This is a genomic window from Qipengyuania atrilutea (assembly GCF_013370205.1).
GTDB lineage: Bacteria > Pseudomonadota > Alphaproteobacteria > Sphingomonadales > Sphingomonadaceae > Actirhodobacter > Actirhodobacter atriluteus.
On the sequence record NZ_JABWGV010000003.1, the window covers coordinates 23,009 to 45,824 of the forward strand.

Below are 22,816 nucleotides of genomic sequence, written 5' to 3' on the forward strand. Positions count from 1 at the left end.
GTGACCCCGTTTCCATGGACAGACCTGCTCGTCATCGCCGGGCTCATTCTCATCAACGGCGTGTTCGCGATGTCGGAGCTTGCGATCGTGTCGGCGCGCACGGCCAATCTCCGCAGCTCGGCCAAGAAGGGCAGCACGAGTGCCCAGACCGCCCTCGAACTCGCAGCCGATCCGGGCAAGTTTCTTTCCACCGTGCAGATCGGGATCACGCTCGTGGGCATTATCGCGGGTGCTTACTCGGGAGCGAGCCTCGGTGGGCCAGTCGGCGAACGCCTCGCGGCCCTGGGGGTGCCGGTCGACGTTGCGGACGATGCTGGCTTCGCGCTCGTCATAGCCTTGACGACCTATTTCAGCCTGGTGGTGGGCGAGTTGGTCCCGAAGCAGGTCGCACTTCGTGCGGCTGCCCCGATCGCGATCATCATGGCGCGTCCGATGGCGATCCTCGCAAAAGTCGCGGCCCCGATCGTCTGGATACTCGACACGACGTCGGGGCTTTTGATCCGGGCGCTCGGAATTCGTCCTGCCGGTCAGTCTTCCGTAACGGCGGAGGAACTGCACATGCTCTTCGCAGACGCTACGCGATCCGGTGTGATCGAGCACGAGCAGCACCAGATGCTCGCCGGGGTCGTGCGAATGGTCGATCGCCCCGTGCGCGAACTGATGACGCCGCGGCCGGAAATCGACTGGCTCGACATTTCCGCGGACGAGGAAGAAATCCGCAAGGTCATCGACAAGAGCCCGCACTCGCTCCTCCCCGTAGGGGAAGGGAGCGCCGACAAGATCGTCGGCGTCATCAAGGTGCGCGATCTGCTTGCTGCCTTGGTCGCGGGCGGAAAGCCGCAGATCGCTTCGCTGATGAAGCGAGCCGAGGTGGTCCCGGACCAGCTCGATGCGATCGACGGACTGCGGGTTCTGCAGCAAGCCGAGGTCGCGATGGCGATGGTTCACGACGAATATGGCCACCTCGATGGTATCGTGACCCCGGCTGACCTGCTGACCGCCATGGTAGGCCAGTTCGCAAGCGATCAGGACGACGGGGAAGTGCCGACGATTACCGAGCGGGCCGACGGATCCTACCTCGTGTCCGGCGGGCTCAGCGCCGACGCGCTCGCCGACAAGCTCGACTTTGAATACGGCAGCGAGCGCGATTTCGCGACGGCGGCCGGCTTCGTTCTCGCGGTCATGAAGCGCCTGCCGCAGGAAGGCGATTTCTTCGAGCAGCACGGCTGGCGTTTCGAAGTCGTCGATCTGGACGGTCGCAGGATCGACAAGCTACTCGTCAGCCAGGTCGTAACGGACGAATAGGGCAGCGCGCAGCGGGAGGAACGCGATAATACGTAAGCTCGCAATATCTCGCGAGTCGGGAGCTTCAAAACAGCGATTTTTTCGGTGTCGTTTCGTGCAAATTACCGATTTATAATAATTTTCTCGGGAAACATTTGTTTGTTCTCGCCGTTGGCCTGACATGAGAGCGAATACTCCGATCCTGACTTTGGCAGACGGCACGAATGATGCCGGCGATGCCTCTGCGCGGCAGGATCTGGAAGGCTGCAGCATTCTTATTGCCGAGGACGAGGCACTGGTCGCGATGGCACTTGCCGAACTGGTCGAGGATATGGGCGGCACCGTTTTGGGACCGTTCGCGCACGTCAGCCAGTGCCGCAGCGAGATCGATGCGCACAGGATCGACGCAGCAATTCTCGACGTGCGGCTATGTGACGGCACGACTTACGAGCTTGCCCAGCGACTGATGCGCGAAGGTGTCCCGGTACTGTTCCACTCGGCGAACGAGACCGCGCGCGAATTCGAGCCTTGCTGCGAGGGAACGGTGATCAACTGCGAAAAACCGTGCGAGGCGGAGGTCATCACGCGCTCGCTGCTCAAGGTCGTCGAATAGTCGCTTTTGAGAGGTGGTGCCGCTTAGAGGATTCGAACCTCTGACCCCATCATTACGAAATCTAGTTACGATTTTGCAAAAAGTACAGCATTTCAATTTGATAGGTAGTTAGCTTAGAGGCTGCAGCGGTTCGACCCAATTACCACCCAAAGTATGTAAGAGACAGTCTGCTGCGTTTCCTAACTAAAGTTCTTCGGCTCGGTGAAATGCGGAAAAGTGACCCCGTCTAGCCCCACTGAGGCACGCTATCATACTGACGCGCACAGCCCATCCAAAGGTCAGAGCTAGGTGACTCCTCGCCTGGACGATCAAAAACGTTCATACTTTCGCAGAACGAAGAGATCGATAGCGTCTAGTGACGCGCTACTTTATCGGCTTTCATCAGAAATATAACCGCCACATCTTTCGAATACCAAAAGCGCTGATAGCGCCGAAGATAACCAATGCTAGCAACAGTCCGACGATGTCTGAGCTTCCCAACGAATCGAAAATACCTTTCAGCCCTTGAACAAAGCCGTGAAAGACGAAGAAAAATAGAGCTAGCGATCCGATCGATGCGACCAGCTTAATTATCCAGTCCACGATCCCAACGCCAACGAGTTTGCTCGTGAGGAAGAACCAGAGACCGCTCACGAGAGCCATTGAGGCACCAAAATAGAGCAACCACTTCCAGTAATCGATGCGCTGCGATCCTCGTTCGAGTTCGGGCAAATCTCCCAAGAAATAGCCCCAAACGACTCCCAAGACCATGAAGGATGTACTGGCGATAAGAAACTCGCTGCGTAGCGGCAACCTTGGCGATTCCCGTAGCTTGTGGCCCATGTAAATGCCGGCAATCGCACCGATGCCAAGACTGAAATAGCTGAACTTGGCAGCAACATAGTTGCGTAAAAGCTGAAGCGGCCCGTCCGGCAAATCGTAAGGAAAGAGATACTGCGTGATCTGGTCCATCACGATAAAACCGGCGAGAATGACTGCGAGTGATCTTCGAGTGAAGCCAAACTTATTAAAATAGCCAAACCACCAAGGTAGCGAAATAAGCGCAAGCAGGTAAAATCCGATCACACTGTACAGTGACGAAATTAAGAACGCTAAAGTTGGGCCGCGGTCGTCCAAGTATCGTCCGATACCAAGATTAGCTGATATGAAGAGCATCGCGATGAAGAGAAAGATCGCACCAAGGCGAAGCTGCCTGTTGAAGATCGCTTTTCGCGTTTGATAGGTCTCGAAATTAAAATAACCGAAGCTGATGCCGAAAATTATCGCAAAACCGGGCGTACTAAGGTTAAAGACAGGCGTCAGAATCGGCTTTATTGATGCGAAGAACGCTATTCGCTCAGCTACACCTGGAAACCAATGACCGGCGATAATCAAAATAACAAGCAAACCGCGAGCCATATGGATTGCTGTGCGCGACAGAAGCGGCCCAGGTTCGAACGAGAGGGGCTTTGCTTCCTCCGGCGGCGACCCCTCGTCCGTCTTGCGCGCAATTTCACGAATGGTTGCCCCAGCAAGAATGGACCGGGCGACATTTTCGTCCAGTCCTTCGCGCTCGAGTTCTACCATCAACATGACGCCAGTAAGAGAATCACCTCCCAGATCGAACAAGCTTTCGTTAACGCTAATTGGCGACACGCCTAAAACACGTTCCCAAACTTCAACCAACTGACGCTCACTCGCGGTTGCTGGAGCAACTACCGTTTGCGAGCCTTGATCGAGCTCTGCTGTAATTGAGAACAGTGCGGTGCGATCGATCTTCCCGTTTCGTAACTTCGGCAGTTCAGCAACGGCCACGTACCCCTCAGGCATCATATAGGGCGGAAGCTTGTCGCGTAATCTAGAACGCAAGTGTTCTATGTCAGTCGCTGGTGTATCGGCTATATAAGCAATCAGGCGGTGAGCATTTTGGTGCGGTACGGCCAAGACAACTGCCTCGTCATGACCAACCAGCGCCCGCAGTTGCGCTGTTACCTCACCCGGTTCCACCCGATAACCGCGAATTTTTATTTGGTCGTCGGCGCGTCCAAGCAGCACAATGCCTTCTGCATCATCTACATACCCCACATCGCCTGTACGATACGATAGCGGCTTTCCGGTGCTCTCGGCAAAGTCAAAAGGCGATGTCTTATCCGTTTCGCCAAAATTATATCCGTTAGAAAGAAACGGCGAAACAATCGCGATTTCGCCCGGTTCGAAATATCCGCATAACCGGTTGTCGCGCCCCCTTACTTCGGCGGTGACGTCTGCGCGCGGATAACCAATCGCGCGCTCCGAACGGAGTGTCTCGCAACGCTCGGTGATATCCTTGTAAAGCACAATCTGTGGCGTTTCGGTGGCCCCGTAAACATTTATAAGTGCGGCGTGCGGAGCGAGTTCGCGGAGTTCCTGCCGTGCTTTGGTGCTGGCACGTTCACCTCCTACGAAGAGCAGGCGCAGGTGTGGAAGGGTTGCTGAAACATTTCGACCTGCACCGATCACCTGCGTCATAGCTGGCGTCAAATGCGCCACTGTAACACGTTGCTCTTTCAGCCAATCCCGTACGTACCCCGGCTCGAGGATTTTGGCCGGATCGGGGATATGTAATTCTCCTCCGGTCAACAGGGGCAGGAATATGTCACGCAAAGACGGATCATGGCTGACCCCGGACAAAAAACTTGTCTTGTCAGCTTCGCGTATGCCGAACGTTGAACGTTGCCACGAGATTGCATTGAGCAAAGGTGCGTGATCGCTCGATACACATTTCGGTTCGCCTGTGCTGCCGGACGTGAACAGCCAGTAGGCGACATTTTCGGAGCCTGGCAATTCCGCGTGGGAAGTGCGAGCCATAATCGCAGCGATATCACTGCTAGGTACCCAATCAATGCGTTCGTATGAACAGTCGGTGGTTTGAAGGAAGTCGCTGTCGGCATTGTCGCAAAATACCACAAAGTCCGGAACCAGCTTTTGATGAAACTGCGCAATTCGGCCCTCAGGATACGCAGCGTCGACAATAGCGAATGACCCACCTGCTTTAAGAGCCGCGAGCGCAGCCACCACCAAGCCTGGTCCGCGTTCACCAACCACCATCACCCGGGGCGCTTTGACTTTTTGCTCGGACAAGGCCGCTGCCACATTGGTGACTTCGTCGGTTAATTCGCGGTAAGAAACGCAGCGATCAAAAGAATGGATTGCGGTTTTCTCCGCGCAGTTCGCAGCGCACTGCCGAAAGACTTCTTCTATTCGACCTGTCATCAAGTCGGTAACCACCGTTCCTGACAGGGGCCCACCTAAAGTTGGCAGGTTCGCTTCGTCAGGCGTTGTTGGCGCGGTTTGAACTAAATGATGAAGCTGATCGGCGACGACATTTGCTGCTCTTTCATCGCAATGCGCTCGGTTGAAGAACAAACGAAAGTCGACCCCTCCCGGGATGCGTACGAAATGAAAATTCAGATCGAAGGTCGTTTGCCAAGGATAGATTATTCGTTCTTCGCAGGAGCATCCGGCAAACGAGAGCGGCTCCTGAACCGGATACCAATTAAAGGCAAAACGCGGAGTCCCCTCCATGTGTCCGAGGATATCCTGATACGGCGTCATTTCGTGTACCAATGCGCCGTCAACCTGCGCGTCTGCTAACCGCGCTCGTTCGGCCAAGTTAACTGCTGGTTTGTCACCTGCACGGATGACTAGCGCGCGAGAATACAGTCCGATAGTGTTGGAATTGCCTTCGAAATTTCTGCGGCCAGCGCTCTGCATAGACACGATCACATCATTTTGGCCGGTCATACGCTGGAGGACGCTCTGGCCGAGCGTTAGATAAAGTGAGAATGTTCGCACGCCTATCTTGCGCGCTCGCTGACGTATCGCATCGTGTTCGCTGTCAGTAATGAACCGTTGAACACACCCGGTTTGCAAACGATCATCGTACTCCTCTGCTAGGGCAGAGGCGATTGGTGAAGGTGTATCGTTATTCGCAAGTAGTTCGGACCAGTACGCACCATCGGCATCTGCGCGCAATGCCTCGGCATTACGGGTCTCATTGCAAACATTTTGGAAGTTTAGGTCGGCATCTGAGAAAAGGGCATCGAGACTGCTGTTGCTGTTATAGACTTTCGCAAGCGTATCGAAGAATAAGCCGATTGAAACTCCGTCGATCAAGCTGTGATGGAATATGCAGGTTAGAAAAAAACGCTTCTGACTGACTTTTACGATTGTTGCGCGAAAGCGAGTGCCGGCGGCCTTAATTTCCCGTCCGATAAACTCTCGAATTGCCGGTTCAACATCGGCTGCTTCACGTCCGCTTAGGTCGTGTATTACTAAGGGTGCAGCATCACTAAAAACCGTGATCGTCACATTTGAACCGTTTTCTAGCGTACTTTCAGCACGCAACATTGGATTGGCCAATATCACTGCCTCAACGGCATCAGCGAGTTTTTCGAGATTTAAGGGTCCGGAAATTTCGTAAGTGACTGGTAAGGCAGAAGATGTGCCAGTCGCCTTCTCCGAGAGCAAAAAACGTGCATTATTGGCCGTACCGGCGAACGCGTGAATATTCATGAAATGGGACCAGGTTCGGAGTGAAGTTGTATCGCCCATACAAAGATTGTCTAAAAATTCAATTTATTGGCTTCGACGATTTGGCGCAGACCTCGCTTAAATGGCAACTACGACCTCACCGCGCGATCAGAACCTCGGGAGGCGGACCGGCTCACAAGACTCCTGAGGCAACCGATCTATCGTGCTCGCCGATATGTCTGCCATGTCGTCAACCGGCGGAATGAGGGCAAATTAGCCTGGAAAGAAGGATCGGTTAGTCCTTATCATAGTAACAGTAATCTCGACTGCGGAAAAACTGTGGGTCACAACATTTGCCATCTCCCTTGCGACAGGGTTTTGTCAGCAACTGTAACCAGGCGCTTTTCAACTTTGCTTTAACTAGAATGACAGATAGCCTTCTCGCTGATTCGCTTTCAGAGAGGCACGCTATGATGTTAAATTGGCTGCGTTCAATCATCAACGGTTTGACGAAGTGGCTCGTTGCCCAAGCGAACGAGCGTAAGTACTGACATCGTTATGTGGTTTTACCTCACGCAGGCGCTTAGGTATGTATTTTACTACACTGCAGGCATAGCCCCCGTCCTCGTGGTAGTCTTATGGCATTTGTGCGGTGAGAATGATGTAGTAGCAACTGCCGCTATTGGCGTATTCGTGGTATTAGCCTGTACGGTTTGGAGCCTTGAGCGGCATACTGAAAAGGTAGAAACCCCGACGGCGGAACCCGCAAACGTTTAGCGTTACATCGCACTAAGGCAGGGGGCCTCGGTGCATTGCCAGAAGCGCGTCGAAATGGCCCTCTTTCGTCTTGCTAATACTATGATGATCTGCTGAGCCGTCGGATGAATTCATTGCCAGTCAGGTAATGAACTACGCCATTTTGACCGCCTCGCATGGCGCGGATACTGCCACATGCACATCGGAAGTAGGTGCTACTAAGCGGGCGAAGCTAGTGCGCACTTCTGGCATCCGAGCGTCGAGCCCGATGCGTTGGGTAACAATCTTGTGGGTCTGACAAGCAACGTAGAGGCGCCGCGCGCTGCTTCACGAAGGCTTTACGTACTCCGTACGCCTTGCCAAATCGCAAAACCTCTTTCCTACTTCAGAACAAATATGAAACAAGATGGTCCGAGAGGAGATGACGATGATCGTAATCGACGGAGATTTCCTGCTCGGCGTAGCGGCGGTCCTGACCAGCATAGCGGCTCTCTGGCGTGCGGTTCGGACCTCTGGCGGCACGGACGCAAGAGAAAGCGAAAAACGATAATAAGAAGCCCCGGACCCGCAAGGCTGCTGCCAAGGGGTCCGGGGTTGATAGGTTCACTCGTGCAGGTTGTAGTCGCCGTTAGCAGTTTTGAACCAGTAGTGCTGCTTTGGCATACTGCCGGTATGCTGATTTAGCGTTAGTCCAACGTACTGCTTGTTATAGCCAAGTGCTGCAACGGCCGAGACGATGTCCGTACCCGCAGCAACACCGGTTCGAAGGCATTCTTCGATAAGCAGAATAACCTGATCAGCCTGATTGCAGCCGCCTGCCTTCAACGTTTGTTGGAGGTTCTGAAGGCTCATGGCTTCGCCCATCCTGTGATACCAGCCGCCCCGGCTTCCACGGCAGCCATCAGGGTATCGTTCGCAAGGTGAACGATGAGAGCGTACAGCCATAGCAGGAGACATAGAACTACGCCTGCGACGACCGCGGCCTGCAATACGGCAAGCGCGATGCAGCCGGCTACAATGTAGCCTAGAAGTCGCATGAGTCGCTCCCTGCTTGCAGCGCCTCCTGACACATCGCGGCAAACTTGCTCGCTCCCTTCTCGATCAGCAGAATGTAAGCGAAGCCTGCGTTGCCTACCGGGTGCAGCAGTTCGTAACAGCCGCCCACGTCCTCGAGCCATGCCCAGTAGGGCTCGAAGTCTGCTGCACCGTACCGGGTGCCGTCGATCGGGTGGACCAAAGGCGACCAGCCGAGCTCGGTTACAAGCGCTGCTTCGCTATCCTGTGGCTGGATGACGACAATGTGCGTTTGCTCGCTAAGACCGAGCTTCCTTGCGTCGCTGAGCCTCGCTTCAATTAGGTCTTTAAGCTGTGGGTTTAGCGGCTGGCTGAGTGCGGCCGCGGCTGTTGCGTCGTCGTAGATGGAAAGCATTGTCTTTCTCCAAATGAAAAAGGCGCCCGAAGTGGACGCCGCGTGGGTGCTGCCGGATTGTCAGCAGCGTTGGTTTTGCGAGAGTTGAGAATTGAAGGTTCGCCTGACGCGCTATGCGCTGGCAGGTCTCGGTAGGTCCTGTTTAGTGGTTGTCACTCAACTGCGGCGTTGCTGTTAAGGCGTCACAAGCGAGCAGGAGTCGCTCGTCGGTGCTCGGGTCAAGCTGCACGAACAGCGTCAGGCCAAAGCCATCGTCCGACAGGATAAACAGGACTTCGAGCCAGTTCTCATAGCGATCGACGGCTTCGGCTTCGGTTGTGAATCTACCGTCGTTTAAAGGCAGGCAGGGTGTAGCTGCGGTTAGCTCGGCGAGTGTATGCTGAGAGAAATGGGCTATGACGTCACCCAGCCGGAAGCGCCTGACTTCCACTGCGTTTCGCCGAGGGGCGAGTTCACGATCGAGGCGACGACCTGTGCTCCGTCACAAGGGGGCGTGCTCGCTGACCACCCGAATCCCCGAACGCCGGAAGAAATCAAGGATTTCTGCAAAGACTACATGCCGATGAAGTTCGGCGCTGCCCTGACCGGAAAACTAAACAAGAAGACCGCCGCCGGCGAAAGCTACTGGGAGCGCGGGCCGGGCGCGGGGAAGCCCTTCGTCATAGCAGTCGCGGACTTCCACAAGCCGGGCGATGAGACCTCGCTAGGATCGATGACCTACACGCAGGAGGCGCTCTGGCGCTATCTATACGGTCACAGGGTCGAGTGGCAATTCATCGACGGATCGCTGTCGATCAGGAGCGTGAAGGTTGAGGATCACGTCTATAAGGGCAAGTCGGTCGAGGCCGGGTTCTTCGATCGGCCAGGGGCCGAAAACGTCTCCGCTGTGGTATTTTCCAATGCCGGAACCCTGGCCAAGTTCGACCGCATGGGCGTGGACGCGGGCTTCGCCCCCGGCCGACATATCTACCGTCGCATAGGCTTTCGACTCGATCCCGATCCTAACGCAGTCGTCGGCACGATGTTCGACGAACTCGTTGAGGCCGGCTCCGGGGAGCGCTGGTCGGACGAAATTCAGGTCTTCCACAACCCCAACGCCACCCTGCCCCTTGCGCTGGAGGCGTTCGCGGGAACGACGCAGCATCGCTTCGAGGACGGGTCACATGTCTCCTATTCGTCCGGAACGCCCGTCCTCAGCTCGCAGACGATCATCATCCGCCTGGTCGACAGTGACGAGTTCGACCGTGCTAGCGCCTGAGAACGAAGACGGTCAGGAGCATGGGGAGGGAACCCACTGGCACGCGAGCTCTGTCCGAAATCTTCTTCAGCGGCTAGCCGCTTAGTCTTCTGCGAGTGTCCCCGACCCTGCTTTTTTCGGCAAGATGGTGTCCCTCTCTATACCGATGAAATCAAACTGCTTGGCGGAAAGGCTCTCAAGCCGTGCCCGACCAAACAGTTCGCGTAAGATCGACGCTTGGGCCGCCTTGGCGGCCTGCTCTACGGCCGCCTTGAGGTCATCACAGTTGCGGGCTTCCGCATATGCGTGGATGTATCCGTTCAAGATTGATTTGAAGTACTGACCCATTCCGGTGAGGCGAACCTTTTTCTCCTGCAGGTAGTCCAGGTCGCCAGCGAGCCTTACGCGCGTCACGCAATCACCGATGCAGCTCGCAGAGACACGCAACAAGTGTTTCCCCGTTGGCGCCCTGCTGATCTCCATTCCGAGAAATGGAGCGGGCTCACCCGGTGGGAATATGGCTGTCTTCGATCCGGCAGCGTTAGGCGCTCCGAGGGTTAGACCTAATTCACCGAGCGCATCTGACACCCGCTCGTGAAAATCGAGCGCCGTTGCCTCGGAGTCAAAGAACGCAACGATGTCGTCAACGTACCGAGCGACTGGCACTTTCGAGCGCACCATCGCGCGATCGAAGTCGCGGAGATATGCACCCGCAAAAAGCGGTGACAGCGGCATGCCTTGGCGAACGCCTTTTCCCTTTCGAATGCCGCTCGCGGTGGCGATAGAACGCCAGTTTCTATCAAAGCCCTCTGAAATCTCCGTTTGCAGGAATGCGTCGAGGTAGGGCAGCAGCGAGGACTGTCGAACTACTCGGGTCAGACATCGAGACAGCTGGTCCCTCCGAATATTATCGAAGAACTGTTGAATGTCGGTCTTGTAGACGTAGGGGTGCGCATCCCGCGCTTCACATGCGAACGTACGAGCGCCCTTCACCCCGCGAGCGGCCCCCTCAGCGATCCCATAGGACACAGGGTTATCAAGGCCCATAGGTCGCAACTTGTCCTTGAGAGTTCGCAGAAGTGCGAACTGGATCAACCGGTCAGACATCGTGGGGACGCAAATGATGCGGTATTTTTCGGAGTCTGGCTTTTTCTTCGCGAGCGCTAGCAGGCCGTGGCTCTTGAATGGTGCCTCTTCGCCAGAGAGGCGAGAGCGTATCGCTCTGATCTCGCGGTCTCGATTCGCCTCGAACTTATCAGCGGAAACCCGATCTACGCCGAAGCAAGACCGGCGAAGCTTCTTGAGCTTCCCGACCCAAATGGCCGACAAGCTTTCAGCGGTAACCGATCGTTCGAAAGCGTTCATTAGCTACCGCCGGCTCCCCATGGAAATTACCACACCGGCGGCACATAGGAGGGCCAAGCAACCCGCACCGGGATGCTGGCTTTCGCCATGGAGCCGAGGCCGTTGCCGCCCGCCTGAACGACGATGCGGGCACCGATCTCGACACGAACGGGCAGTCCAGTTGTGCCAACCGGAAGGCCGCCTGCCAAGGCTATACATGCAACCAACCCAAAAAGCCAGCGGAACAAACCGTGAACAGGTTCGCCTCCGCCGCCATTCCGGCGGCTGGGCGCGGCGGACGCATTGCTCGCCTCGCGAGGGCGCCCCGCGATCCCAGCTCCCCGAAGATTGTCCGGTGCCCTGTTGGGGCGTTGGATAACACAGAGCACTGACTTCTCCTTTTCAACAGCGGAGGGCCAAGCAACCCGCACCGGGATGCTGGCTTTCGCCATGGAGCCGAGGCCGTTGCCGCCCGCCTGAACGACGATGCGGGCACCGATCTCGAAGGAAACCGTCAAGACACCTTCGGGAAGCGAGGCCGAAAGGGTCTCGCTGCCATTAGCTACCATATAGAAGTCTGCCCGCTGTTGAAAGCGCAGCTAATTTTTGCCGAGGATTCCCTTGGGGAAAAACGACGCAACCCGAACAAGCGCACGCCACCTCGGGTCTTTTCGCTTACTAGATCAAAAGGTCGTGGCCGGTCTGAGCTACCATCTTCCTCAAAGCGGACAGTCTGCAGCCGGCCCATCAGCAGTCATCCGTTGGGCATCAGAGCGAATGGCTGCCACGTAGATCGAGTGGTGCACCTTTCCCATCCGAATCTACCCAAACAGGACCCAACCGAACGGCGTTCCGATTAGCGCGTCCTGTTTGTCTTTTGAACGTAGGAGGACTGCTTTTCGATTCCTAACCGCTGAACCCATGATTACGAAAGTGATTGGTATTTATGGCCTTTCAGCCGCTTCGAAAATAATCAGCTGTTGGAAGTACGCAAACAACTGAGTGGGTCAGCATCCTAGCCAAACCGTTTTAAGCTTATTGATTCTACGTGAGAATGCGTAAGTAGCCTGAAGCTTTGCCAGCTTCTCAACTGGGTGAAGACGTCTTCGGTAGGCCAAAATCGCCCATCACGCCCAACGCATCTTCAGGCGTAAGCTGCAGACTTTACTGGTGAAAGTAGTGGTGCCGCTTAGAGGATTCGAACCTCTGACCCCATCATTACGAATGATGTGCTCTACCAACTGAGCTAAAGCGGCGCTCTGTTTTCCGCGGTTTCGCGGCGCCTGCCGCTGGAGAAACCGGAAAGTGGAGGCCCGAGCCGGAATCGAACCGGCGTGCAAGGATTTGCAGTCCTCTGCGTAACCACTCCGCCATCGGGCCACTTTCCGATCGAGCGTGTCGCCCGCCGGAAGTAGCGGCCCCTAGCGCGGGGGAAGGACAAACGCAATCGCGATATTGCCTTCTTGCGAAATGGGTTCAGCCCGGTATCGCAACGGCATGACTTTAGCCGACAAGCTGGCCGACATAGGGCCTACCGATGCCGAGATGGGGTTCAAGGACGCCGAGAAGTGGATGCAGGGCCGCACGATGTACGGAGGGATGTCGGCGCTGATCGCATACCTGACAGCCGTGCGCGCCTTTCCCGACCTGCCGCCGCTGAGGGCAGGGCAGATCGGTTTCGTCGCGCCGGTGGGCGAGCGCTTCTCGCTCCGCGCTGAATCGGTGCGGCAGGGGCGTAGCGTCACGCAGGTCCGCAGCGAGATCCTGGTGCACGGGAACGTCGCGCTTACCGCCTTCTGGCTCTTCGGCGGTGCGCGCGAGGCGAATGCGAAAGTCGCGCCTGACAAGCCCGACAATTGGACCGGTCCGGCCAAGGAAGCCGAAGAACTCGACACGTCGAAGGCACCGAGCTTCCTGCACCAGAATTACGAGATACGCCGCGCGCAGGACTTCAGCGGACCGGGCGAGCCTGTCGTGCGCCGCTGGATCAAGCTGAAGGAGCCGTCGGGACTCGATCCGGTGGCGGAGATGGTCCTGCTCGGCGACACGCTGCCGCCGGGCGCGATGCGGGTGATGGAGCGACAAGGTCCGCTCAGCTCGATCAACTGGTCCTTCAACCTGCTCGATACCGCGCCTGCGACCACGGACGGCTGGTGGCTGACCGAGAACGGCAGCATGTTCGCCGACGAAGGCTATTCGAGCGAGCGGCTGCGGCTGTGGAACGCAGACGGCAAGCAGATGCTTGCCGGAATGCAGCAAGTCGCGATCTTCGGCTGAGAGCCGTACGGCTCAGCTATCGGTGAACTTCGGCCGGCGCTTCTGCATGCCCGCCATCACCGCTTCGATCTGGTTCGGCTGGCGGATGACCTTCGCCTGCTCCTCGCTTTCGGCCATGAGTATGCGGTCAGTACCTTCGTCCTGCATTACGTCGAACAGGCGTTTGGCGGCGCGCACGGCATCGGGATTGCGCGAGGCGATTTCCGCTGCGATGGCGTTTGCGCGTTCCAGAGGATTGTCGTCGCAACAGGTCGCAAGGCCGAGCGAGACCGCTTCCTCGCCGGAGAACTCGCGGTTGGTATAAACAAGTTCGCGCAGCACGTCGTTTCGTACAAGCCCGCGCCATAGCGCGTAGCCGCCCATGTCCGGAACGAGGCCCCATTTCATTTCCATGATCGCCATGCGGGCCTCGGGATGGACCACGCGGATGTCAGCGCCGCTTGCGATCTGCATGCCCCCGCCGAAGCATACGCCGTGAATCGCCGCGATCACCGGCACGGGCAGGCGCCGCCACGTCATCGCGACTTCCTGATACTTGTTGGTGTTGCCGTAAGTGCGTTCGGTAATCGGCGGTTCGTCCCCCGAACCGGCAGAGCCGAAGCTCGACGTGTCGAGCCCGGCGCAGAACGAGCGCCCTTCGCCCGATAACACCACGGCGCGCAGACCTGGAGTGCGCGACAGCGTATCCCCGGCGACGATGATCGCATCGAACATGGCGGGATCGAGCGCGTTCATCTTGTCGGCGCGCTGAAGGCGCACATGCGCTACGCCGTCGTTCCCGAGTTCGGCCGATATGCGGCCGTTATTCTCGATCACCTGCTGCATTGTCTCTCCGCCTGTCGTTGTCGGGGCGTCAGGAATTGACGCCGTAATCCTTGAAGAACCGCTTCACGTTGCGCGCCGCCTGCCGCAGCCGCTGTTCGTTCTCGACCATCGCGATGCGGACGAAGCCTTCGCCCTTCTCGCCGTAGCCGACTCCGGCGGCAACCGCGACTTCGGCTTCGGTCAGCAGCTTCTTGGAAAATTCGAGACTACCCATGTCCCGGAACACGGCAGGAAGCGGGGCCCAGGCGAACATCGAGGCTGCGGGCGGAGGTATCTCCCACCCGGCCCGGCCGAACGCTTCGACCATGACGTCGCGGCGCTTGTGATAGAGCTTCCGGTTGCTTTCCACGATGTCCTGCGGACCATTGAGTGCCGCGCACGCCGCCGCCTGGATCGGCGTGAAGGCGCCGTAATCAAGGTAGCTTTTCACCCGGCTCATCGCCGCGATGAGTTCGCGGTTGCCGACCGCAAAGCCCATGCGCCAACCTGCCATCGAGTAGGTCTTGGACATGGAGGTGAACTCGATCGCGACATCCTTCGCGCCCGGCACCTGCATGATCGAGGGGGTGGGATTGCCGTCGAAATAAAGCTCCGAATAGGCGAGGTCGGAGATGATCCAGACGCCGTTCTCCTTCGCCCATGCGACGAGCCGCTCGTAGAAGGCAAGATCGACGACTTCCGCGGTGGGGTTCGACGGATAGTTCACCACCAGTACGCTCGGCCGCGGGACGGTGAAGTGCATCGCGCTGTCGAGCGCTTTCCAGTATTCCTCGTCCGGCGTCACCGGAACGCTGCGGATGGTCGCGCCCGCGATAATGAAGCCGAAGGTGTGGATCGGATAGGACGGGTTGGGCGCGAGGATCACATCGCCCGGCGCGGTGATCGCATTGGCGAGGCTCGCGAGCCCCTCTTTCGAACCCATCGTGACGACGACTTCGCGTTCCGGGTCGAGATCGACGCCGAAGCGCCGTCCGTAATAATTGGCCTGAGCGCGCCGAAGGCCAGGAATGCCCCGCGACTGCGAATAGCCATGCGCGCTCGGCTTCTGCGCAACCTCGCACAGTTTCGCGATCACGTGCGGAGGCGGCGGCTGATCGGGATTGCCCATGCCTAGGTCGATGATGTCGCGCCCCTCCTGCCGCGCCTGGTGACGCAGCTGGTTCACTTCGGCGATCACGTAGGGCGGCAGTCGCTTGATACGGTAAAAGTCGTGTTCCATCATGCTCCAGAAGGAAGGCGCTGGGCGGCAATTCGATAATTTTCTTACGCGCTCTTGCGGTAATTGTGACGCATTGCAATGCGCCGTGCAATCGTCTGAATTGCCGGTTATAGCTTCTGCGTTCCCAAGCGCCGCTTGTTCCGGCCCGATAAATAAAACGGACGAGGATGCCCATGACCGACACGACCGACCAGCCAGACCAGCTTACGCAGATGTTCCGTCAGCAGGTCGAGGCGGCGCAGACGATGATGGCGCCGTTCGCAGGCGGCGCGATGCTGCCGCAGGTGGGATCGGACGAGATGGAGCAGTGGACCGCGGTCGCCACTAACCTGCAGGCGCAGTGGGCGCAGTTCCAGTCCGAGGCGATGCAGCGCGCGCAGGACGGCGGACCGATGGCGGGCTGGATGGACCCGGCTCAGATGATGACGCTCGCGCAGGGCTGGGCGGCGCAGTGGCAGAAGATGCTCGACCCGCAGAGCCAGATGAAGGCGTGGGATGACGGGGTGAAGGTGTGGCAGGCGGCGCTGGGCAAGGCGATGCCGAATGCCGATGCCAGCGAGCCGGCGGAGCTGCCCCATTCGGACAAGCGGTTTAAGGACGAGAAATGGCGCGGCCACCCCGCTTACATACTCATCCATCAGACTTACTTGATGATTGCCGAGAAGGCGCGCGAGTTGGTCGATACCATGCCGGGCCTGGACGAGGACAAGCGCGAACAGATGCGCTTCTTTTCCGAAGCGATGGTCGATGCTGTCAGTCCCGCGAACTTCGCGGTGACCAATCCCGTCGTGCTTCAACGGACGATCGAGACCGGCGGCCAGAACCTCATCAAGGGCATGGAGCATTTCCTGAACGATCTCCGCCGCGGCCAGCTTACCCATACCGATGCCAATGCCTTCAAGCTGGGCGAGAACATCGCGGTTACGCCGGGCAAGGTGGTACACGAAACGCCGATCTACCAGCTCATTCAGTATACGCCTACGACCGACAAGGTGCTGGAAACGCCGCTCCTGATCTTCCCGCCCTGGATCAACCGGTTCTACATTCTCGACCTCAACGAGAAGAAGAGCTTCGTGCGCTGGGCGCTGGAGCAGGGCATCTCGGTCTTCATGGTCAGCTGGAAATCGGCGGATACGAGCATGGCCGAGGTGATCTGGGACGATTACGTGCGCGCCCAGATCGAAGCGATCGATCACGTTCGCGAGCGGCTGGACGTCGAGGCGGTACACGCGATCGGATACTGCGTTGCCGGAACGACGCTGGCGGCGACCCTGTCGCTGCTGGTACAGCGCGGCGGGGCGGACAAGGTCAAGAGCGCGACCTTCTTCACCGCGCAAGTTGATTTCGAGAAGGCAGGCGAACTGCTGAATTTCGTCGACGATACCCAGATTGCGGCGCTCGAGAAGATGACGACCGACGGCTATGTCGACGGGCGCGTCATGGCCGCGACGTTCAACATGCTTCGGGGGACGGACCTCATCTGGAATTACGTGGTCAACAATTACCTGCTCGGAGAGGATTATCCCGCTTTCGATCTGCTCCATTGGAACGGCGACGTCACGAACCTGCCGGCAAAGTGGCACCAGAGCTATTTGAAGGACCTCTACCGCGACAACAAGCTGGTGCAGCCGGGCGCGATCGAGGTGGACGGCACGCCGATCGATCTCACCAAGGTCAAAACGCCGACCTATATCCAAGCGGGCAAGGAGGATCACATCGCGCCGGCCGAAAGCGTCTGGCGGCTGCAGGACCACTTCGCCGGACCGGTGAAGTTCGTGCTCGCCGGATCGGGGCATATTGCGGGAGTGGTCAATCCGCCCGAGGCGAAGAAGTACCAGTTCTGGACGAACGAGAACGAAGCCGAAAGTCTCGCCGATTTCGTCGCAGGTGCGGACGAACATCCGGGCAGCTGGTGGCCGAACTGGCTCGAGTGGATCAAGTCGCACGGCTCCGACAAGGTGCCCGCGAAGGGGAAGCGCAAGCCTGGCGGGAAGGGCGACACGGTGATCGAGGATGCGCCTGGACGCTACGTAATGAGCCGATAAGGCTGCTACCTCAAAAATGCTGCACTGCACAAAAAGTCCTTGACTTCAGGCTGCCAATCCGTATTTTGTGCACTGCAACAAATGCGAGGATATTATGGCGACCGCCAAGAAGGACAACGATAGCAAGACCGACGGACAGGCCGAGAAGGCTTATGCCGAGGCTGCGACCGAAAAGGCCAGCGCGAAGAAAGTCGCCGAGGCCATTGCGGACTCTCCGGTGGAAGACGTGGCAGTAGAAGCAGTCGCTGATGCCGTCGATGCTCGCGCATCGTCGGAAGACGCTGCGGCGAAGGATACTGCTCCGGCGAAGAAGACTTCCAAGAAGCAAGCCCCCCAGAAACCGGCTGCTCCGAAACCGGCGAAGATACCTCCGATGAAGAAATCTGCTGCCAAGAAGAAGGCTGCGCCTGCACCCGAGGCGACGCCGGCCCCCGAGGCGGTTTCGAATACCAAACCCGAACAGACTACCAAGATCACGAAGGATACAATCATGGCTACCGCACCGAATATCGAAATGACGTCCTCCATGCAGGATGCCGCTGCCGACATGCAGGCACGAATGAAGACCGCTTACGAAAAGACCACCGAAGTCGCGTCCGAAATGACCGAATTCGGTAAGGGCAACGTCGAAGCACTGGTCGAATCGTCGAAGGTCTTTACGACCGGCATGCAGAACTTCAGCCGCATGGCCGTCGAAGACACGAAATCGGCTTACGAAACGATGACCGACGACGTGAAGAAGATGGCCGCTGCCAAGTCGCCGACCGAACTGATGCAGCTGCAGGGCGAAATCGCCCGCCGCAACTTCGATACCGCGATCTCGCAGACGTCGAAGAACACCGAGATGCTGATGAAGCTCGTCAATGACACGTTCGCACCGGTTTCCAACCGCGTCAGCGTCGCCGTCGAAAAGGTTTCGAAGGCTGCGTAAGGTAAGTCACCTTTGACCGGATCAAAAAAGGGCCGGGCGGGAAACCGCTTGGCCCTTTTTGCGTCTGGGCCGGTTTGCCTCGCTACGCTTGAAGACAATGGCGCGGCGAAGCGCCTTCCAAACATGACCACGACACCTTGCGCTTCACCGCCGCATCACGATATTGCCTGTTCCACCATGCGCTATTCTCTCGTCCTCTCTGACCACGCTTCTTTCGAAGACGCCGCTGAACATCTGGTTCTGCGCGCTGCCGGTGAAGACGACGGCAAGGGCGGCGGCTCGGACGACGACAGCCAGGTCGGCATCGCGACGAAAACGCGGGCCAAGCCCAAGAAGCCTAGCCAGTACAAGGTGCTGCTGCTGAACGACGATTACACTCCGATGGAGTTCGTCGTGATGGTGCTGAAGCGGTTCTTCCGCATGAACCTCGAGGAAGCGACGCGCGTCATGCTTCACGTCCACCAGAAGGGCGTCGGGGTATGCGGGGTTTTCCCGTACGAAGTGGCCGAAACCAAGGTCAATCAGGTAATGGATTTTGCTAAGCAGAACCAGCATCCGCTGCAGTGCACGCTGGAAAAGGCCTGATCGCTTCGCGCTTGCGTAACCGCGATTACGCAATTGGACATGACGTGAGCGCACTGGCGCGCTAAGGTCGAAGGCCGCAGTACCCTTTCAGCTTCCGACAGCGGCGCATTGTTCAGCTTCATCCCCTCCATAGACCGCTACATCTTCCGCCTGGTCATCGTGCCGATGCTCGGCGTATTCGCGCTCGCCGCGACGTTGCTGCTGCTGGACAAGATGCTCAGCCTGTTCGAGTTCGTCTCGACCGAGGGCGGCCCGGTCGGCGTCGTGTTCAAGATGCTCGCCAGCCTCATCCCCGAATACGCGAGCCTCGCGATCCCGCTGGGTCTTATGCTCGGCATCCTTCTCGCCTTCCGTAAGCTCGCGACTTCGAGCGAGCTCGATACGCTGCGGGGCGTCGGAATGGGCTACGGGCGGATGCTGCGTGTGCCGTACATCATCACTGCGGTGCTGATCGCGATCAACGTCGCGCTGGTGTTCTACATCCAGCCGGTCAGCCGCTATTACTACGAACAACTCGAATACGAGCTTCGCTCAGGCGCATTGGGTGCATCGATCAAGGTGGGCGAATTCACCTCGCTCGCCGACCGAATGGCGCTGCGGATCGACGACAGCGAGGACGACGGACGCCGGCTCCAAGGCATTTTCGCGCGGGTCGCGAGCGAGCAGGGCGACGTCCTGTCGATCTCCGCCGAAGAAGGCGCGTTCCTCGCGACGACCGATAATCCCGATACCATAATCCTGCGCCTATCGAACGGCACGATCGTGCAGGACATGGGCGGCACCGCCGACGAGGAAGCTCCGCGCGTTCTCAGCTTCACCGAGCACAATCTGCCGATAGACCTGCCCGCGATCGAGGCGTTCCGGGATCGCGGCGATGCGGAGCGCGAGTATATTCTGCCCGAACTTCTCCGAATCGGCTGGAACAGTACCGCACCCGAGGCCAAGCGCGATGCCAGTCAGGCGAGTTTCAACTTCCGGCTGGTCGAAGTGGTGATGATGCTACTTCTTCCGCTGCTCGCCGTCGCGCTCGGCATACCGCCCAAGCGATCTACCAGCGCACTGGGCGTGTTCGTCTCGATCGTGATGGTTGTCGCCTACCACAAGGTGAATCAATACGGAGAGGACGTGGCAGCGCTCGGACGCGTCGAACCCTTCGTGGCGCTGTGGGTGCCGTTCCTGCTGTTCGCCGCGCTCATCATCTGGATGTTCTACCGCGTCGCTTACGTTCCGGGCGGTCAGGCGATCGGCGCGCTCGAATCCGCCGCCGCGAAGACCGCCAAGGGTATCCGCCGCATCTTCAAGATACGCCGCCGTTCCAAGGGCGCAAACGCCATACCGGCCCCGGCGGAATAGGCGGCCTTAGGAAATGCTTGATTTCTTCCCGTCGATGACGCTTACCCGCTACCTTGCGAAGTTGTTCGTCGTGCGCATTCTCGCCGTGCTGGTCATGCTGGTGCTGGTCCTGATGATGCTGGACCTTCTGTCCACCAGCGGCACGATCCTCGCCGTCGAGGGGAATGGACAGGCCGAACTGCTACAATATGCGAGCCTGCGTATCCCGCAGCTCGTGGCGCGCTTCCTGCCCTATTCCGTCCTTTTGGCGACGATCCTGACGCTGCTCGTCCTCAATCAGAACAGCGAGGTCATCGCGATGAAGGCGGCGGGTCTTTCGGCGCATCAGGTTCTGGCGCCGCTACTGTTCGCCGCGCTCGCGGTATCCGCCGTGAGTTTCGTGTTCAACGAGCGGGTCGTGACTAGGGCCACGGCGACCCTCAAGGCATGGCAGGCGAACGACTACGGCACGATCCCGGAAGATTCGGGCGTGCGAGCAAACGTCTATCTGATGGACGGGCCGGACATACTCTCGGCTGCATCCGTTTCCGGCACCGGCAACGATATAACCATGGACGGCGTGACGTGGTACCGGCGCAGTCCGGAGGGGCAGATCGTCGAGCAGATCCGCAGTCCGCGCGCCGAGTTTGCCGCGCCCGGCTGGCGGCTGACGGATGCCGAGCGTTTCACGGTCGAGAACGCAGGGGCGGAGCCGGTGGAATCGGTGGTAGTCGCACCAGACCTGACGCCGGGCGAAGTCGATCTGTCGAGCATCGATCCCGACACCGTATCCTTCTTCGCACTCGGCGAGACGATCGATACGTATGAAACAGCCGGCCGCAATACGGACGAACTGCGCTCCAAATGGTGGCACAAGCTTTCCGGGCCGCTCTCCTCGCTGCTCATGCCGCTGCTGGGCGGGATTGCGGCATTCGGCCTCGCCCGGTCGGGCGCACTGTTCGTTCGCGCGCTGATTGGCATGGCGCTCGGCTTCGCCTACTTCGTGGTCGACAATGCCGCACTCGCGATGGGAAGTTTCGGCGGCTATCCGCCGTTCCTCGCAGCGTGGGCGCCGTTCTTCCTGTTCCTCCTGATCGGCGAAACGGTGCTTGTGCGCACCGAGGAATAGGCGCACGGAGCGTTCGCATCTGTAAAGGGAACCGCCATGAAAAACATCGCCGCCATCGCCTCGCTTAGCTTCCTCACCGCATTGGCTGCATGCGCAGAACCGGAGCCGGCAACCGAAACCGAAACTGCCGCAATGGAAACGGCGGATCCGGCTGCGACTACCGAGCCTCAGGTGGAAGAGATCGAGCCGGTTGACGGGGTTACCGGATCGAACGTCACTTTCGGCGAAGACGGGGTCGACGCGAACATCGACGAGGAAGGCGTGAAAGCGCGCGTCAATGAGGACGGCGTCGAAGCCGACATTGATCTCTGACGCCGCGACAGAGGCTCCGCGAAGGTCCAGTCAGGGGTGATTAACCGGCGAGTACGTATGTTGCGTCGCAGCAACACCGCATTGCGCTTCGGACCGGGCTGGTGGAAATTTGCCCGTCCAAGCGCTAAATCCGCCTCTCACCGCTAGACAGGACAAACCCTCGTGGCCCGTAATTTCGACGATATCAGCACCGCCAAGGACAACAGCGAATTGCCGTTCTGGAAGCGGAGCCATTATCTCGACCGGATGACGCTGGGCGAGCTGATCGTTGCGTATTTCCAGCACTACACGATCATCGCGTATCTGGCGCTGACCGCGGTCGCTGTCGCGCTTTACACGCAGTTTCCGGCAAGCCCGCTCGGTACGGCGGCGGCTTTTGCCGCCGGCGTGATCGTCTATCCGCTGGTCTGGCATTTGCTCCACCAGTATGTCCTGCACGGCAAATGGATGTGGAAGTCCAAGTGGCTCTCCCCGACGTGGAAGCGCATTCACTACGACCACCATCAGGACCCTAACGACCTGTCGGTCCTGTTCGGCGCCTTGCACACGACGCTACCGACGATCGCGGTTGCGACGGTCCCGATCGGCTGGCTGATCGCTGGGCCGGGCGGGGCGCTTGCCGCGCTGACCGCCGGATTGCTGACGACCTGCTATTACGAGTTCATGCACTGCATCCAGCACCTCTCCTTCAAGCCGAAATGGAAGTGGGTGCAGCACATGAAGCAGCGCCACAACGAACACCATTATTTCCACGAGAACGGAAATTACGGGATCACGAACTACTTCTGGGACCGGCTGCTCGGCACCTATTACGAGAAGAAGGACATTCCGAAGCGTTCGCCGACCGTGTTCAACCTCGGCTATGACGAGGAAGTGGCGAAGACCTATCCTTGGGTGAAGGACTTGTCGGGCGGGATCGCCAGCGGCCACCCCCGCAGGCGTGCCATGGCGGAAGCCAAGAAGGCCGAAGCGCAAGGCTAACGCTCTGGCGTCGATTACCGGGCGGC

Annotated in this window: 20 protein-coding genes and 2 tRNA genes; 12 read left to right on the forward strand and 10 right to left on the reverse strand. The window is 58.5% G+C overall.

Annotated elements, in window-relative coordinates; all coding sequences use genetic code 11:
• Together HUV48_RS08365 and HUV48_RS08370 are read left to right on the forward strand one after the other, a co-directional pair.
• Positions 1 to 1,305: a hemolysin family protein gene (locus HUV48_RS08365; protein WP_176267818.1), complete on the forward strand. Its 1,305-nt coding sequence runs from the start codon at positions 1 to 3 to the stop codon at positions 1,303 to 1,305.
• A gap of 160 nt (positions 1,306 to 1,465) precedes the next feature.
• A complete protein-coding gene (locus HUV48_RS08370; protein ID WP_176267372.1) occupies positions 1,466 to 1,897 on the forward strand; it encodes a response regulator in 432 nt (143 codons plus the stop codon).
• 381 nt (positions 1,898 to 2,278) lie between these two features.
• Here HUV48_RS08370 and HUV48_RS08375 read toward each other — a convergent pair whose 3' ends face one another.
• Complete coding sequence (locus HUV48_RS08375) at positions 2,279 to 6,430, reverse strand: AMP-binding protein (protein ID WP_176267373.1); 4,152 nt, start codon at positions 6,428 to 6,430, stop codon at positions 2,279 to 2,281.
• A gap of 1,141 nt (positions 6,431 to 7,571) precedes the next feature.
• Between HUV48_RS08375 and HUV48_RS14505 the strand changes: the two genes are divergently transcribed.
• Complete coding sequence (locus HUV48_RS14505) at positions 7,572 to 7,694, forward strand: hypothetical protein (protein ID WP_263970496.1); 123 nt, start codon at positions 7,572 to 7,574, stop codon at positions 7,692 to 7,694.
• A gap of 53 nt (positions 7,695 to 7,747) precedes the next feature.
• Here HUV48_RS14505 and HUV48_RS08380 read toward each other — a convergent pair whose 3' ends face one another.
• From HUV48_RS08380 to HUV48_RS08390, 3 genes are read right to left on the reverse strand one after another with little or no spacing between them, the layout of a single operon-like run.
• On the reverse strand, positions 7,748 to 7,996 hold the full coding sequence (locus tag HUV48_RS08380; protein ID WP_176267374.1) for a hypothetical protein: 249 nt from the start codon (positions 7,994 to 7,996) through the stop codon (positions 7,748 to 7,750).
• Positions 7,993 to 8,181: a hypothetical protein gene (locus HUV48_RS08385; RefSeq protein ID WP_176267375.1), complete on the reverse strand. Its 189-nt coding sequence runs from the start codon at positions 8,179 to 8,181 to the stop codon at positions 7,993 to 7,995. Before HUV48_RS08385 ends, HUV48_RS08380 begins: the two co-directional genes overlap by 4 nt.
• The gene (locus HUV48_RS08390; RefSeq protein ID WP_176267376.1) at positions 8,169 to 8,573 is read right to left on the reverse strand and encodes a hypothetical protein; all 405 of its coding nucleotides are present in this window, start codon (positions 8,571 to 8,573) and stop codon (positions 8,169 to 8,171) included. The genes HUV48_RS08385 and HUV48_RS08390 overlap by 13 nt, the downstream gene beginning before the upstream one ends.
• Before the next feature lie 376 nt (positions 8,574 to 8,949).
• Here HUV48_RS08390 and HUV48_RS08395 point away from each other — a divergent pair, with 376 nt between their 5' ends.
• Entirely contained in the window at positions 8,950 to 9,831 is an 882-nt protein-coding gene (locus HUV48_RS08395; protein ID WP_176267377.1) for a hypothetical protein, read from the forward strand.
• An 81-nt stretch (positions 9,832 to 9,912) separates the two neighbouring features.
• Here the strand turns inward: HUV48_RS08395 and HUV48_RS08400 are convergent, their stop codons facing one another.
• From HUV48_RS08400 to HUV48_RS08415, 4 genes are all read right to left on the reverse strand, one after another.
• On the reverse strand, positions 9,913 to 11,175 hold the full coding sequence (locus HUV48_RS08400; protein WP_176267378.1) for a reverse transcriptase domain-containing protein: 1,263 nt from the start codon (positions 11,173 to 11,175) through the stop codon (positions 9,913 to 9,915).
• Between the two features lie 26 nt (positions 11,176 to 11,201).
• Positions 11,202 to 11,723 (reverse strand): hypothetical protein, encoded by a 522-nt coding sequence (locus HUV48_RS08405; RefSeq protein ID WP_176267379.1) that lies wholly within the window; start codon positions 11,721 to 11,723, stop codon positions 11,202 to 11,204.
• A gap of 611 nt (positions 11,724 to 12,334) precedes the next feature.
• A tRNA-Thr gene (locus tag HUV48_RS08410) sits at positions 12,335 to 12,410 on the reverse strand.
• 50 nt (positions 12,411 to 12,460) lie between these two features.
• Positions 12,461 to 12,534 (reverse strand) — tRNA-Cys (locus HUV48_RS08415).
• A 90-nt stretch (positions 12,535 to 12,624) separates the two neighbouring features.
• On the opposite strand from HUV48_RS08415, the gene HUV48_RS08420 reads away from it, so the two are divergent.
• The gene (locus HUV48_RS08420; RefSeq protein ID WP_225871617.1) at positions 12,625 to 13,431 is read left to right on the forward strand and encodes an acyl-CoA thioesterase; all 807 of its coding nucleotides are present in this window, start codon (positions 12,625 to 12,627) and stop codon (positions 13,429 to 13,431) included.
• A gap of 12 nt (positions 13,432 to 13,443) precedes the next feature.
• Here the strand turns inward: HUV48_RS08420 and HUV48_RS08425 are convergent, their stop codons facing one another.
• Together HUV48_RS08425 and HUV48_RS08430 are read right to left on the reverse strand one after the other, a co-directional pair.
• The gene (locus tag HUV48_RS08425; protein ID WP_176267381.1) at positions 13,444 to 14,256 is read right to left on the reverse strand and encodes a crotonase/enoyl-CoA hydratase family protein; all 813 of its coding nucleotides are present in this window, start codon (positions 14,254 to 14,256) and stop codon (positions 13,444 to 13,446) included.
• A gap of 28 nt (positions 14,257 to 14,284) precedes the next feature.
• On the reverse strand, positions 14,285 to 15,475 hold the full coding sequence (locus HUV48_RS08430; RefSeq protein ID WP_176267819.1) for an LL-diaminopimelate aminotransferase: 1,191 nt from the start codon (positions 15,473 to 15,475) through the stop codon (positions 14,285 to 14,287).
• 173 nt (positions 15,476 to 15,648) lie between these two features.
• Between HUV48_RS08430 and HUV48_RS08435 the strand changes: the two genes are divergently transcribed.
• The 7 genes from HUV48_RS08435 to HUV48_RS08465 all read left to right on the forward strand — a co-directional run bounded on the left by HUV48_RS08435 (position 15,649) and on the right by HUV48_RS08465 (position 22,790).
• The gene (locus tag HUV48_RS08435) at positions 15,649 to 17,520 is read left to right on the forward strand and encodes a PHA/PHB synthase family protein (protein WP_176267382.1); all 1,872 of its coding nucleotides are present in this window, start codon (positions 15,649 to 15,651) and stop codon (positions 17,518 to 17,520) included.
• Positions 17,521 to 17,614: 94 nt separating this feature from the next.
• Positions 17,615 to 18,451, forward strand: coding sequence for a phasin family protein (locus tag HUV48_RS08440; protein ID WP_176267383.1), 837 nt, complete (start codon positions 17,615 to 17,617; stop codon positions 18,449 to 18,451).
• Positions 18,452 to 18,628: 177 nt separating this feature from the next.
• Entirely contained in the window at positions 18,629 to 19,036 is a 408-nt protein-coding gene (clpS, locus tag HUV48_RS08445) for an ATP-dependent Clp protease adapter ClpS (protein WP_318656085.1), read from the forward strand.
• A 108-nt stretch (positions 19,037 to 19,144) separates the two neighbouring features.
• On the forward strand, positions 19,145 to 20,389 hold the full coding sequence (locus tag HUV48_RS08450) for an LptF/LptG family permease (protein ID WP_176267384.1): 1,245 nt from the start codon (positions 19,145 to 19,147) through the stop codon (positions 20,387 to 20,389).
• Between the two features lie 13 nt (positions 20,390 to 20,402).
• A complete protein-coding gene (gene lptG, locus HUV48_RS08455) occupies positions 20,403 to 21,497 on the forward strand; it encodes an LPS export ABC transporter permease LptG (RefSeq protein ID WP_176267385.1) in 1,095 nt (364 codons plus the stop codon).
• A gap of 36 nt (positions 21,498 to 21,533) precedes the next feature.
• Positions 21,534 to 21,809, forward strand: a complete 276-nt coding sequence (locus HUV48_RS08460; RefSeq protein ID WP_176267386.1) for a hypothetical protein — start codon at positions 21,534 to 21,536, stop codon at positions 21,807 to 21,809.
• Positions 21,810 to 21,971: 162 nt separating this feature from the next.
• Positions 21,972 to 22,790 (forward strand): sterol desaturase family protein, encoded by an 819-nt coding sequence (locus HUV48_RS08465; RefSeq protein WP_318656073.1) that lies wholly within the window; start codon positions 21,972 to 21,974, stop codon positions 22,788 to 22,790.
• Positions 22,791 to 22,816 lie beyond the last annotated feature (26 nt).